This window comes from Enterococcus sp. AZ167, assembly GCF_051714025.1.
GTDB lineage: Bacteria > Bacillota > Bacilli > Lactobacillales > Enterococcaceae > Enterococcus_D > Enterococcus_D casseliflavus.
In genome coordinates this window covers 244,814-257,476 of the sequence record NZ_JBIORB010000002.1, presented here as the reverse complement: position 1 = coordinate 257,476, position 12,663 = coordinate 244,814, and the positions used below count along the sequence as shown (strand labels likewise).

General features: G+C 43.3%; 12 protein-coding genes and 1 pseudogene. 5 read left to right on the top strand and 8 right to left on the bottom strand.

Annotated elements, in window-relative coordinates:
- Window position 1: 1 nt before the first annotated feature.
- A complete protein-coding gene (locus IGJ05_RS12780; RefSeq protein WP_266166615.1) occupies window positions 2–949 on the bottom strand; it encodes a permease in 948 nt (315 codons plus the stop codon).
- A 220-nt stretch (window positions 950–1,169) separates the two neighbouring features.
- Here IGJ05_RS12780 and IGJ05_RS12775 point away from each other — a divergent pair, with 220 nt between their 5' ends.
- Complete coding sequence (locus IGJ05_RS12775; RefSeq protein WP_015510225.1) at window positions 1,170–1,532, top strand: thioredoxin family protein; 363 nt, start codon at window positions 1,170–1,172, stop codon at window positions 1,530–1,532.
- A gap of 93 nt (window positions 1,533–1,625) precedes the next feature.
- Here IGJ05_RS12775 and IGJ05_RS12770 read toward each other — a convergent pair whose 3' ends face one another.
- Window positions 1,626–2,300, bottom strand: a complete 675-nt coding sequence (locus IGJ05_RS12770; RefSeq protein ID WP_266166616.1) for a redox-sensing transcriptional repressor Rex — start codon at window positions 2,298–2,300, stop codon at window positions 1,626–1,628.
- Between the two features lie 217 nt (window positions 2,301–2,517).
- Between IGJ05_RS12770 and IGJ05_RS12765 the strand changes: the two genes are divergently transcribed.
- The 4 genes from IGJ05_RS12765 to add all read left to right on the top strand — a co-directional run bounded on the left by IGJ05_RS12765 (window position 2,518) and on the right by add (window position 7,695).
- A complete protein-coding gene (locus IGJ05_RS12765; protein ID WP_081116088.1) occupies window positions 2,518–4,449 on the top strand; it encodes an ABC-F family ATP-binding cassette domain-containing protein in 1,932 nt (643 codons plus the stop codon).
- Window positions 4,450–4,549: 100 nt separating this feature from the next.
- Window positions 4,550–5,272, top strand: a complete 723-nt coding sequence (locus tag IGJ05_RS12760) for a C39 family peptidase (protein WP_081116087.1) — start codon at window positions 4,550–4,552, stop codon at window positions 5,270–5,272.
- Between the two features lie 148 nt (window positions 5,273–5,420).
- Complete coding sequence (ald, locus tag IGJ05_RS12755; protein WP_159160794.1) at window positions 5,421–6,527, top strand: alanine dehydrogenase; 1,107 nt, start codon at window positions 5,421–5,423, stop codon at window positions 6,525–6,527.
- Window positions 6,528–6,678: 151 nt separating this feature from the next.
- Window positions 6,679–7,695, top strand: a complete 1,017-nt coding sequence (gene add, locus IGJ05_RS12750; protein WP_266166618.1) for an adenosine deaminase — start codon at window positions 6,679–6,681, stop codon at window positions 7,693–7,695.
- A gap of 69 nt (window positions 7,696–7,764) precedes the next feature.
- Here add and IGJ05_RS12745 read toward each other — a convergent pair whose 3' ends face one another.
- The 6 genes and pseudogenes from IGJ05_RS12745 to IGJ05_RS12720 all read right to left on the bottom strand — a co-directional run bounded on the left by IGJ05_RS12745 (window position 7,765) and on the right by IGJ05_RS12720 (window position 12,652).
- A complete protein-coding gene (locus IGJ05_RS12745) occupies window positions 7,765–8,532 on the bottom strand; it encodes a histidinol-phosphatase (protein WP_266166619.1) in 768 nt (255 codons plus the stop codon).
- Between the two features lie 272 nt (window positions 8,533–8,804).
- Complete coding sequence (locus IGJ05_RS12740) at window positions 8,805–9,515, bottom strand: GntR family transcriptional regulator (RefSeq protein WP_213356852.1); 711 nt, start codon at window positions 9,513–9,515, stop codon at window positions 8,805–8,807.
- 42 nt (window positions 9,516–9,557) lie between these two features.
- Window positions 9,558–10,457: a class I mannose-6-phosphate isomerase gene (locus IGJ05_RS12735; RefSeq protein ID WP_151195180.1), complete on the bottom strand. Its 900-nt coding sequence runs from the start codon at window positions 10,455–10,457 to the stop codon at window positions 9,558–9,560.
- Between the two features lie 36 nt (window positions 10,458–10,493).
- Window positions 10,494–11,303: a PTS system mannose/fructose/sorbose family transporter subunit IID gene (locus IGJ05_RS12730; protein ID WP_005234209.1), complete on the bottom strand. Its 810-nt coding sequence runs from the start codon at window positions 11,301–11,303 to the stop codon at window positions 10,494–10,496.
- Window positions 11,304–11,315: 12 nt separating this feature from the next.
- A complete protein-coding gene (locus tag IGJ05_RS12725) occupies window positions 11,316–12,146 on the bottom strand; it encodes a PTS mannose/fructose/sorbose/N-acetylgalactosamine transporter subunit IIC (protein ID WP_123833592.1) in 831 nt (276 codons plus the stop codon).
- Between the two features lie 12 nt (window positions 12,147–12,158).
- Window positions 12,159–12,652, bottom strand: a pseudogene (locus IGJ05_RS12720) (PTS system mannose/fructose/N-acetylgalactosamine-transporter subunit IIB).
- Window positions 12,653–12,663 lie beyond the last annotated feature (11 nt).

Here is a 12,663-nt window from a genome sequence, read left to right as displayed (position 1 = left end):
TTTACACCACCCATGCATAAATTGAAACGACGATTGCGACTAATCCAACTAAAGAAGCGATAAAACGCCCCGAAAAGTACCGCTTCATCATCAACAGGTTTTTAATATCTACCATTGGACCAAAAACCAGGAAACCGACGACTGGTCCAGTGCCGAATAAACTCAACAACGAAGAGCCGATAAAGGCATCTGCTTCGGAACATAGGGATAACGTTAGTGCCAACAACAGCATGACGAAGACCGCTAACAGCTTCGTGGAGCCTAATGTCAGCATCAAACCAGTTGGCAGATAGGTCTGCATCGCTGAGGCGATCAACGCACCAATGATCAAATAACGCCCAATATCGAAAAACTCATCCAAACTATGCTGCAGCAAATGACGAATCTGCCGAAGGAACGGATGACTGGTCTTTTCTGTTTGATGGTGGGCGTGATCATGCCCATGATGGTGTGGGTGGGCTGCCTGCTCATTCCCGCCACTTAATTGATTGACAAGCTGTGTTTTTAAGACCTCTTGTTTGTTAAAATACGCCAGCCAGATCCCCACGACCATTGCGACCAATAAGCTGCCCAGTACACGCAAAAAGGCGAACTTCGCGGAATTTCCAAAGGCAATGAATGTAGAAAAAATCACGATAGGATTGATGATCGGTGCAGTCAGCATAAAGGCAAACGCCGTATACACTGGCACCTCTTTTTTTACGAACTGATTAACGATCGGTACGATCCCACATTCGCAGGAAGGAAAAAAGACCCCCAGACCACAACCAACTGTGATCGATGCCAATTTGTTTTTTGGTAAGAGTCTCGTGACTCTTTCTGGCGTCAAGAAGACTTGTAAGGCACCTGAGATCAAGCAGCCCAATAGGACAAACGGCAAGGCTTCAATGACGATAGATAAAAAAATAACACTCATTTGCAGGACAGAATTCGGTAATGCCTGAAACATAACTTTAACCTTCTTTATCAATAAATTCGAAACGCTGGAATTACTATACGTTTTTTCCTTTTTTTATACAACGTTTTTTTTAAAGCAGCCTATTTTTTTAATCGTTGCTTTAGATTTCCCTTATCTTTGAATCCTTCTTACTCACCTAAGCGATCAGCTGCTAGCAGATATTTTGACTTTTCCTCAAGAACAGCGTACATTTTCCATGGAGGAATGACTTATGCAAAAAAATCAACCGATCCAAGAGCAGCTCGCCCAACAACCGTTGGCACTACTCTATCTCTCTCAACCGAATTGCAGTATTTGTGTTGCAGACAAACCACGCATCCAAAAACTGGCACAAACCCAGCAACTCCCCCTATTTACCATCAACACGCTGGCAGAGCCAGAAGCAGCCAGTCTATTTTCGGTCTTGACGGTTCCCGTCGTCCTCTTGTTCGCGAATGGGAAAGAAGTGCATCGTGAAGCCCGCATCATCGATTTCACACGTTTGACTCAACAAATCTTGCGGTATCAAGAAGCGCTCACAAGCGTTGAAGAGCAAGATTCCTACGAATCACTTTTTGACCAGTTAGACGAGTAAGTTCAGTGAATGAAAGCAACAAAACAGCTGCCAGATCGTAGTATATACAACGATCTGACAGCTGTTTTGCTGGTTCCTATTTATGTGATGCGATTATTCGCTTAGTGATGGTTCTTCTACTGGTTCTTCATGGGACAAGACGTTGCCTGAATACAAGAAATAAATCAATGTTTGCAATTCATTGGTTAAGTCAACGTTTTGAATCAGCACGCCTTTTGGTGCAGTGATCCGTGCAGGTGTAAAGTTCAAGATTCCTTTAATGCCAGCTTTCACAAGCTCGTTCACTAAATCTTGTGAATGTTGTGCGGGAACCGTCAAAATAGCCACATCGATCTGCTGGATCTTCACTTGTTCCTTCATGTCATCCATTGGATAAACCGGCACACCATCTACGATTCGACCAACTAGATCTTCGTTGACATCAAATGCGGCACTGATCCGAATGCTGTTGCTTTGGTGAAATTTGTATTTCAACAAGGCGCTCCCCAAGTTTCCGACACCGACTAAAGCTACATTCGTCATGTGGTCTTCGTTCAATGTCTTCGCAAAGAACTGCATCAAGCTTTCAACGTCATAGCCATAGCCGCGTTTTCCTAATTCACCAAAGTAGGAAAAGTCGCGGCGGATCGTCGCACTATCAACTTGAACAGCTTCACTTAGTTCGGTCGAAGAAACTTTTAATTTGCCAGCTTGGTGCAAAATACGCAAGTAACGATAATATAAAGGCAATCGCTTCGCTGTTGCCTTTGGAATTTGATGATCTTTCAAAGAATACTCCCCCATTGTGAAAAATTCACTTGTGATGAAGCTATCATAACAAATACATTGTTCAAAAATCAATTTGAATGCTCATAATTTGAAATATAAATTTTATAATGGTAAAATCAAACTTTTTCCCAATCGCCGTTTCCCTTAAAATATGATAGACTTGTAGTATTGCAACCTTGATACAGACAAGTTTCTTAAAGATAGGAATGACATACACATGATTTTATTACAAGCCAACCAAATCGCCCGTCTTTTCGGAGCCGAGGTTTTATTTGAAAATATCCAATTGGAGATTGCCAGCAATTCCCGAATCGCGCTTGTTGGGCGCAACGGTGCTGGTAAATCAACGCTACTGAAAATTATTGCTGGACTCGAAAGTCCTGATAAAGGAACGATCGCTAAAAACAAGACCGCTACGATGGGCTACTTAGCTCAAGATACCGGACTTGCTAGTCAGGCCACCGTTTGGGAAGAAATGCTAGGAGCTTTTGCAACGGTTCGGCAGATGGAGCAGCGCATGCGTACCTTAGAGATCGCCATCTCCGAAGCAGATCCTGCTGCTGACTCTGGCAATCTCCTGAAAGAATACGACCAATTGCAGCATGAATTTGCAGAAAAAAACGGCTATGGCTATGAAAATGAGATTCGCTCCGTCTTGCACGGTTTTCAGTTTGATCCTTCTTTTTACACGCAAGCAATCAATACCCTTTCTGGTGGTCAAAAAACCCGCTTGGCATTAGCAAAAATGCTACTGCAAAAACCTGATATCTTGATCCTCGATGAACCGACCAACCATTTAGACATCGAAACGTTATCTTGGTTGGAAAACTATCTGCAAGGATATGCCGGTGCGTTGCTGATCGTTTCCCATGACCGTTACTTCCTAGACAAAGTCGTCAACGAAGTCTACGAACTGAGTCGTCAAAAAATGCGCCACTACAAAGGCAATTACAGCCGCTATTTGACCCTGAAAGCGGAGCAGTTGCAAAGTGAATGGAAAGCCTTTGAAAAACAGCAAGAAGAAATCAATAAACTGGAAGACTTTGTTGCCCGCAACCTTGTCCGTGCGTCTACCACCAAACGCGCGCAAAGCCGCCGTAAGCAATTAGAGAAAATGGACCGGCTGGATCGCCCGCAAGGAGATGAAAAATCCGCCCACTTCCTTTTTTCTATTGAAAAGCCTTCAGGAAATGTTGTGATGCAAGTAGAAAATGCCGCTATCGGTTATTCTGAAGAAGAAGTTTTATCGGCGCCCATCGACTTAGATGTTCGGCGCAAAGATGCGATCGCTTTAGTAGGACCGAATGGGATCGGCAAATCAACCTTACTGAAATCGCTGATTCATAAAATCCCCTTTATTCAAGGAAAGGTCCATTTTGGCGCCAATGTCTCAATCGGGTACTATGACCAAACCCAATCTGATTTACACTCAACCAAAACGATCCTCCACGAGCTTTGGGATGACCACAGTACCACACCTGAAGTCGAGATTCGCAATATATTAGGCAGCTTCTTATTTTCGGGAGAAGATGTTGAAAAGCCGATCACGCTGTTAAGTGGTGGCGAAAAAGCCCGTGTCGCTTTGGCAAAATTAGCCATGGACCATGACAATTTCTTGATTTTGGATGAGCCAACCAACCATTTAGACATCGACAGCAAAGAAGTCTTAGAAAATGCCCTGATCGATTATGAAGGCACTTTGTTCTTCGTATCTCATGACCGCTACTTTATCAATCGAATCGCCACCAAGGTCGTGGAACTGTCTGAAAACGGCAGCAAGCTCTATCTCGGCGATTACGATTATTATTTAGAAAAGAAACAAGAAGAAGCTGAGATCGCAGCGATGTTGGAAGCAAAAACAACCGAAACCACCCTCTCAGCGGGCAAGCAAAACTTTGTCCAAAGCAAAGAACAGCAAAAAGCCGTTAGAAGCTTACAGCGGAAAGTCGCCCAAATCGAAGAAGAGCTTGCCGCAATAGAAGAAACAATTCAACAACTGGAACAAGACATGACCGCACCAGATGCGTTGAATGATCATATCAAATTGACCGCGTTGAATCAAGCATTAGAACAAGCCCGCACTGAACAAGAAGCTCTACTAGAAGCATGGGAAAATACTAGTTTAGAACTAGAGGCATTTGACAGTTGATCGAGGAATCAGTCTGTAGGCCGATGACAAGCGCCCCCTCCTTTGTTTTACTTAAAAGAACAGGATGAATACGTACGATTCGTAAAACAAGGAGGGAAAAATGCAAAAACAGACAGATGTTTATCGAAAGCGTCGGCCAATGGTTGTTTTGGCAGGATTGGTGTTGATTTGGATAGGGTTCAATCGAATCTCTCATCACGTGTTGTACGGAGAGTTGTCCGAACACGTGCAGACCGTCGTTGCCTATGATGAGAGTTATGACGACGAATATGTTTATTCTCAGGCTATCTTTAGTGATGACATCACTGCTTATTTATGGGAAATGGACATCACGACACCGATTTTCTTGCAGACGAACGAAGATTGGGCCGATAGATCCTATGGCAATGACGGCAGCCAAACCTTAGCAGAAAACGGCTGTGCGATTGCTTCTCTTGCGATGGTTCAATCCTATCTTGAAGGCTATCCCATTTCGCCACTAGAAGTCCTTGAATGGGCAGGAGATCATTATTACGTTGACGGCCAAGGAACGGACTGGCGGATTTTTTCTGACTTTGCCGATGCAAACGGCTACAACTACTATGATCTTGGCACAGATCTAGCCAGTGTTGAAGCTTACTTGCAACAAAATCATCCGGTCATCGTTTCTGTGACTCCAGGGGAATTTACAGATGGCGGCCATATTATGGTCTTAGGTGGAATGATGGACGATCAAGTGTTTGTCTTAGATCCCAATGATGATCCAGAAAAATCCCATTACGCTATCTATTACACACTAGATGAAATCGCTAATCAAAGCTTACGCTTTTGGACCTTCAGCTGATTGATCGAAAAAAGTCCCCTTTCGGGGCTTTTTTCTTTGTCGTGGCGTAGGCAGCAACTGGATCTTACTTTTTTAATAAAAAAACCATTTTTTCTCCCTTTAGGAATCCGCTTTCTATTATAATGGAAGAAAGAAAGGTGTGAAGTCTATGAAAATCGGTATCCCCAAAGAAATCAAGAACAATGAAAATCGTGTGGCATTGCCGCCCTCGGGAGTCTATGAGTTAGTCCAAGACGGACACGAAGTCTTCGTTGAACAAGGCGCTGGTGCAGGATCAACCTTTTCTGATCAAGCGTATCAGGAAGTCGGCGCTACGATTACTACCGTTGAAGAGGTTTGGGCCTCTGAATTGGTTATGAAAGTCAAAGAACCTTTACCAGAAGAATACCCCTTTTTACATGAGGGACTGGTTTTATTCACCTATTTCCACGTAGCCGCCAATCAGCAGCTTGCTCAAGCATTGATCGACAGCAAAGTGATCGCTGTTGCTTATGAAAACGTCCAGCTGGCGAACGGCACCCTGCCTCTGCTATCGCCTATGAGTGAGATCGCTGGAAGAATGTCTGTTCAAATCGGCGCACAATTTCTCGAAAAAATATATGGCGGAAAAGGGATCCTGCTTTCAGGTGTTCCCGGCGTCCGTCAAGGTCGGGTAACGATCATTGGTGGTGGCGTTGCCGGTGAGAATGCCGCGAGAGTCGCTGTAGGTTTAGGCGCACAAGTGACGATTTTAGACGTTTCGATCCCACGCTTACAAGAGCTGGATCGACAATTTTCTGGTCAAGTCCAAACCTTGTATTCCAATCGCTTGAATATCGAACGAACGATCCAATCCGCAGACTTGGTGGTAGGAGCCGTCTTATTGCCAGGACAAAAAGCTCCGTGCTTAGTGACCCGCGACATGGTGAAACAGATGCCTGAAAAATCCGTGATCGTCGATATTGCCATTGACCAAGGCGGAATTTTTGAGACCGAAGACAAAGTCACCACCCACGACGAGCCAACCTATATCCGGGAAGAAGTTATTCACTATGCAGTGGCGAATATGCCAGGTGCTGTGCCGCAAACGGCAACCATCGCATTGAGCATTGCCACCTTACCGTATGCCCAGCAGCTAGCGAGCGATCCTTTAGCAGCGTTGCGAGAAAATCAGGCACTTGCCAAAGGGGTCATCGCCTATGAGGGCGCATTTACTTCAAAAGAAGCCGCTCACGATCTGTCATTGCCTTTTACCGATCTATCGGAATTGATTTGAGCCACTCTCCCACAATAAAAACAGCAGCCGCACAAGTAATTCGCGGCTGCTGTTTTGCTTTCTATGAGAATTTCCTTTTTTGGGTAGCATGGGCTTTGGAAGTATGCTATATTCATACTTAAAAAAATTCGACCTAGACAGGAGGAACACTGTGCTTACTCAACAACAAATCCAAGCATTTCCCAAAGTAGAACTTCACTGCCACCTCGACGGTTCCATTCGTCCAGAAACATTGATCGCCATCGCCAATCAGCAAGAAATACCGATCGAGCAAGACATAGAAGCTGTGAAAGCACAGATGCAAGCCCCCAAAGATTGTCATGACCTGAGGGATTATCTTCGCTGCTTTGATTTCGTTCGGCCGTATTTGCAAACACAAGAAGCGTTAGCAGCTGCCGCCTATGATGTGATGGAACAAGCCGCTCAAGATGGGGTCGCTTATATTGAGATCCGCTTTGCTCCCAGCTTATCGATGGACAAAGGACTCACTTGCAGCCAGACCATCCAAGCCGTGATCGAAGGCATCGCACGAGCAGAAGAACGCTACCCAATCAAAGGCAATGTTTTGATCATTGGGATGCGTCAAGAAGACCTACCAGCTATTACGGCGATTTTTGATGAAGCGATCGCTCTTACCGATGAAAAAGTCGTCGGCATTGATCTGGCAGGTCCAGAAGAAGACGGGTACGTCCCTGATTTAGCTGCCAGCTATCAAGTGTTCCTCAAGAACCAAAGTGTCCAGCTGACCTTACATGCAGGCGAATGCGGCTGTGTGCAAAACATTTATCAAGCCATCGAAAGCGGTGCGCAACGGATTGGCCACGGCATCGCCTTAAAAGGAGATCCTATTGCTCAAGCGTTTGTTCGAGAACAAAATCGCTGTATCGAAGGCTGCCCTACCAGCAATGTTCATACGCGTGCAATTCCCACATACTCGGCATACCCATTAAGAGAATGGCTGAAAGCCAAGGTCCCTTTTTGTTTGAATACCGATAACCGAACGGTCTCAAACACGACATTGACCAATGAATACCTGCAAATGGCTCATCATTGCGACATGTCCGAATCAGAGATGCGCTTCTTAAACGAAACTGCCGCTCAGCATTCCTTTGCGGAAGCTGCCGACAAAGCGGTACTCTTGAAAAAAATTCAAGAATGGCAATTCTAATAAACATGGACGCTAGTGATCCCCACTGGCGTCCATGTTTTATTTCCAAAACGTTCAACTTTCTTTCCTTCACGCAAAGAAGAGCCGATCGATCCGTGTTAACCCCAAAGCATCGATTTCTAAAAGAGCTCTTTCGTAAATTTCTGTATTCGTTAAAGCCGCACTCTCGTGGGCATCGATCCCAATAATACAAGAGCAGCCGACTTCCTTGGCTATCTTCCAAAATTCAGGATGCGGATAACCACCGTTCGTATAGCCTGCCAAATTATACTCCAACGGCAGTTGATACTCTTTGGCTTTTTCACATAGGCGGTAGGCAACTTCTTCACAATGAGAATCGAAGGTTTTATAGCCCCGCATGAACACATCTGGGTGTGCCATATAAGCAAAAATTTCTGATTCAATTCCCTGTAAAGTAACACGGAGATAATCTTTGATCGCTTTTACCGAATCCCCAGGTGTGTGGTCGTAATAGTGATTGCTTTCGATTTCAGGAAAGTGATTGCCAAAAATCAAATAGTCGATCGACAGCCTTTCTTTCTCTGCAACTAGCCAAGGGATCATTGTTTTAAAATATTCACACTCTAATCCTAATTTCACATCGATTTGTCCTTGGTACTTTTCCTGTAAGCTTTTCACCGATGAAACGTAATCTTCCAATTGCGCAACATCCATCCGCATGGGGGAGACATACCCATCCTCAAAGGGCCAGGGACAATGATCAGCGAAGCCGATTTCCTTAAAGCCAGCTTGGATGGCTTTGATCACATAGTCTTCATCAGAATCCCGTGCATGTTTGCATCGAGTTGTGTGGGTATGATAGTTTGCTTTCCACATGGTTATTCACTCCTTTGTGTTTCTTCACTCATGTATTTTTTATTAATTACTCGTAAAACGGTGTTCACAGACCCCCATTGGCAAGCTTTGCCACATCTTGCATATTTCCCATTACCTCCCTTCGATTGAAGCGCTTTCTTCTATAATAACAAACTATCCCTCTATTTTCGCAGTTATTTGGTCAATAAAACAAAAAAAACAGTTGAAGTTTCCTGATTACGGATACTTCAACTGCTTTTTGCTATTTAATAAATAGTCCTCACTCCTCACGATTACTCAGACAGTTCAAAAATAAAGGAGTTAAGATCTCCACGATATTTCGAAATGGAGTATTCGATTGGTAAACGATCATAAGAAAACCCTTGGGTATGGAAATAAAACAACGGTTCATCTAAATCGATATCCAGTAAATCGCTCGCTGTCTCGTCAGCTTTGATCACTTCTAGCTTTCGCGATACTGTTTTTATCGGATACCCCATCTCCTCAAATTTACGATAAAGTTTCTCCTGTGAAAAATCGGCATGAATCAACTCTGGAAATAGATGAAACGGGATATAACTTGTAACCAAAACTATCGGTTTTTTTTCAGCAAAGCGTAGACGGGTCAGCTTATATACTTTAGCGCCTGGTGGTAAGGCAAGATTTTCGGAAACTTCCTCAGTCGCACGAACCACACCAAATTTTAAGACGTGTGTTTCAGGCATTAATCCTTTGCGTGACATTTCAGAGTCATAGCTTTCAATGACATGGGTAAATTCTTGTTGTATTTTGGGCTTACGTACGATGGTTCCTCGTCTTTTTCTTTTCTCTAAATAGCCCTCATTGACTAGCGCTTGAATGGCTTGACGAATCGTAGGACGACTGACACCATAGATTTCAGCTAGTTCTAATTCAGTAGGAATGAGTTGATTTTCGCTATATTCATTTGTCTCGATCTTATTCAAAATATCTTGTCGTATTTTCTTATGCAGCGGAATGTTCATTGGCACCTACTCCTCTAATTCTTGCTTTCATTATAACATAGGTTAGGATGACCAATAAATATGAGGAGTCGCTATAATGGCTTCAGCTTTTCCAATTATTGAGATGCACTCATGAGGCAACAGTAAAATACTTTGTCCCGACTGACACACTGTTCCCGCTATTTTTAACTCACCATTTACTATCGTTACGACACTCGCTACATCAGCTGAATTCTTGAGTGTCTGTTCGACAACTAAGTGCTTGATCGTGAATTCTCTTAGTTGAACTTCTTCTCCAAGTTTAAAAGTTGTCTTGGTGACTTTTTGCATCGGTTGTAGCGTTTCTACTGCACGTTTTACATGTAATTGTCTTTTTTTGCCAAATTCATCGGTTCGGTCGTAATCATAAAACCGATACGTAATGTCGGTTGCTTGCTGGATTTCATAGACCAATGCTCCTTTGGTCAGAGCGTGGATCGTGCCTGAGGGAATATAGATCAAATCTTCTCGGGACACGGGATATTCCTTTAATAGACGAGAATAGCTTCCCTGAGCGATCGCTTGTACTAAACTTTTTTTATCGGCAATCCGTTGTTCAGCATAGATCCACTTTTTCTCCGGAGCTTCTAGAAAATACCATGCTTCACTTTTCCCATAAGGCATCCCTTCCTTTTCTCTTGCTACTTGGTCTGTCGGATGTACTTGAATACTCAGGTCTTCATCACAAGCCGTAAAAGAAATGATCAGAGGATAAACTGCTCCTAGCGGCAAGCCAAACTTCGCTGGGTTTTCTTGGATCAGTTGGTTCAAAGTCACCTCCTGATCTCTCACTTTGCAATCAATCTCTGGAATTCCGCTCAGAGAATAGATCGAGCCAACTTTGGCACTTGCGCTGGAAATATAGTGCTTCAAACGAGGTGTTCCCCATATTCGCTCTCGTAATTCAGGGACTAAAATATACACAACGATTCCTCCTTAATCTGCTTGGGCAAACGCCTGCTAAAACACACCGATGATAACGCCTACTGCAGAAATAACCGTCAACACTAAAATCACTTTTGTTGCAGTCATTTGTTTTGAGGTCAAGAGATACCAAGCAAGTAAAACCATTGCTAAGGGGAGAATCTTAGGGAAAATCCCATCTAATACGGTTTGTAGTGCCTGAACCTCCTCACCCATTGGGATTTCAAGGGCAGTCGTCAATGCAATATTGGATGCAGCTAAGCCGCCAACTACCATCACCCCAAGTATATTGAATGCATCAGTGATTCGTTTCGCATTTTCCCCAACAATGACATCGATCGCATTTACACCTAATCGATAACCATTCATGAAACAAATATACGAAATCAATGGTCCAATAATGCCATAGCTCACTAAATAAAAGAGTGGGCCTAATGGATTCCCACCTGCAGCTAATCCCATTGCAATGGACAAGAGGATTGGAACAATAATTCCCTGAATGATTGAATCGCCGATTCCTGCGAGTGGCCCCATCAATGTAGTTTTGATATTGATTGGCATTTCTTCTGGTACATCTGCACCTAAAGCAATTTTTTCTTCCAATGAAGCCACGATTCCATTGATCAGTTGTCCCGTTTGGGGTTCTGTATTGTAAAACATTGAATGCCGCAAAAACAAGCGTCGTTTTGCCTCAGGATCATTTTTGTAATATTTTTCAGCAAATGGAATATAAGAATATGCCCATGCGTGTGCTTGCAATTTCTCATAACTCATGGACGACAAATGAGTGAATCCCCAACGACGCCATATGCTACGCAATTCTTTTTTACTTAATGTATTCTCCATAATTAACCCCTCCTAAAACAAATCATCATCTTCATAAGCTACATTTGTTCCTTGAACCTCTGGAGCCGTTTGAGTCATCGTGGTCTTCCCTGTACTCAAATAAACGATATAAGCAACCATCGCCGCTAAGAAAACAAGTGCGATCATATTCAGATTGGCAAATGCCATCAAAACAAACCCTGCAAAAAAGAACACTAAATGTGCTTTTTCTTTAATGACGATCCCCATCAACATTGCGATCCCCAAGGCAGGTAGCACGCCGCCTAAAACAGAAATAATATCCGTAACGACATCTGGGACATTGTTTAACAACCAATCAACCAATCCTCGACCAAAGAAAATCGCCGCAAAAATGGGAACAGCTCTCAACAAAAAGGTTGTGATCTGTGGATAAACGATATGGTTCATGACGATCCCTCGCTCATCGATCGTTTCAGCCGCAGTCTGAGCACGCGTATTCCAGAATGAATACAAAGCCATTCGTGTATTATAAAAAATCAATCCAAATGTTTGGCCAATTAAAATTGCTAAGGTAACTGCAACTGCTGGATCTTTAGTCGTCGCTAATGCAAGTCCGATGCCACCATAAGCAGCATAGGTAATTTCACTATTTGTCGCGCCCCCTGTCGAAAGATTGGCAATGAAAACTGCCTGAACCGCTAATCCACATAGAACACCCGCCTGAATATCCCCAAATGCGATCCCTGTTAGAAACCCTGCGATAAGCGGACGGCCAACAACATAGAACCCTCCACTCATCCCAAAAAGCCACGGACTTTCAATCGCACCTAAATAGCAGAATATCCCCGTTAACAATGCTGGCAATAATAAACTCCCATTCATTTTGTCTCCTCCTTATCCTAGAGAATCGTATTTTTTCTTCATTGCTTCCCAGCTTTTACTATCATCATCTGGCAATAGTTGAAACAAAACTTCGATTCCTTTTGATGTGATATACTCGAATGCCTCATAATCCTTTTGATCAATAGCTACGGTTCTACCTAATACTTTTGACCTTCTCTTGTATTCATAGGCCCAACATTTAGTTGTTTTCCAAAATCAACCCCCAGTTTTACAAGTTCAGCAAATGTTTGTGGAGAATTACTGATCAAGAAAAAATTTTTCTCCGATTGTTTCCCTTTTGGGATACTTTCTATTGCTTGCTCAGTCGTATAAATACCTAGTTTTAAATTACCTGCAGCTGCCTTCAAGACTTTTTTACGTAATTCATCTTGAGCGATATCATCGCCAACAACAAGAATTCCTTGTACCGGTCGTGACTTTGTCCATCTCGTTGTTGTCTGCCCATGAATCACTCGATCATCCACACGTGCTAAAGTTATTGTCATCTTCAATCTCC

Coding starts and splice junctions, on each gene's coding strand:
- IGJ05_RS12780 (WP_266166615.1), bottom strand. CDS start 949: ATGTTTCAGGCATTACCGAATTCTGTCCTGCAAATGAGTGTTATTTTT.
- IGJ05_RS12775 (WP_015510225.1), top strand. CDS start 1,170: ATGCAAAAAAATCAACCGATCCAAGAGCAGCTCGCCCAACAACCGTTG.
- IGJ05_RS12765 (WP_081116088.1), top strand. CDS start 2,518: ATGATTTTATTACAAGCCAACCAAATCGCCCGTCTTTTCGGAGCCGAG.
- IGJ05_RS12760 (WP_081116087.1), top strand. CDS start 4,550: ATGCAAAAACAGACAGATGTTTATCGAAAGCGTCGGCCAATGGTTGTT.
- ald (WP_159160794.1), top strand. CDS start 5,421: ATGAAAATCGGTATCCCCAAAGAAATCAAGAACAATGAAAATCGTGTG.
- IGJ05_RS12745 (WP_266166619.1), bottom strand. CDS start 8,532: ATGTGGAAAGCAAACTATCATACCCACACAACTCGATGCAAACATGCA.
- IGJ05_RS12740 (WP_213356852.1), bottom strand. CDS start 9,515: ATGAACATTCCGCTGCATAAGAAAATACGACAAGATATTTTGAATAAG.
- IGJ05_RS12730 (WP_005234209.1), bottom strand. CDS start 11,303: ATGGAGAATACATTAAGTAAAAAAGAATTGCGTAGCATATGGCGTCGT.
- IGJ05_RS12725 (WP_123833592.1), bottom strand. CDS start 12,146: ATGAATGGGAGTTTATTATTGCCAGCATTGTTAACGGGGATATTCTGC.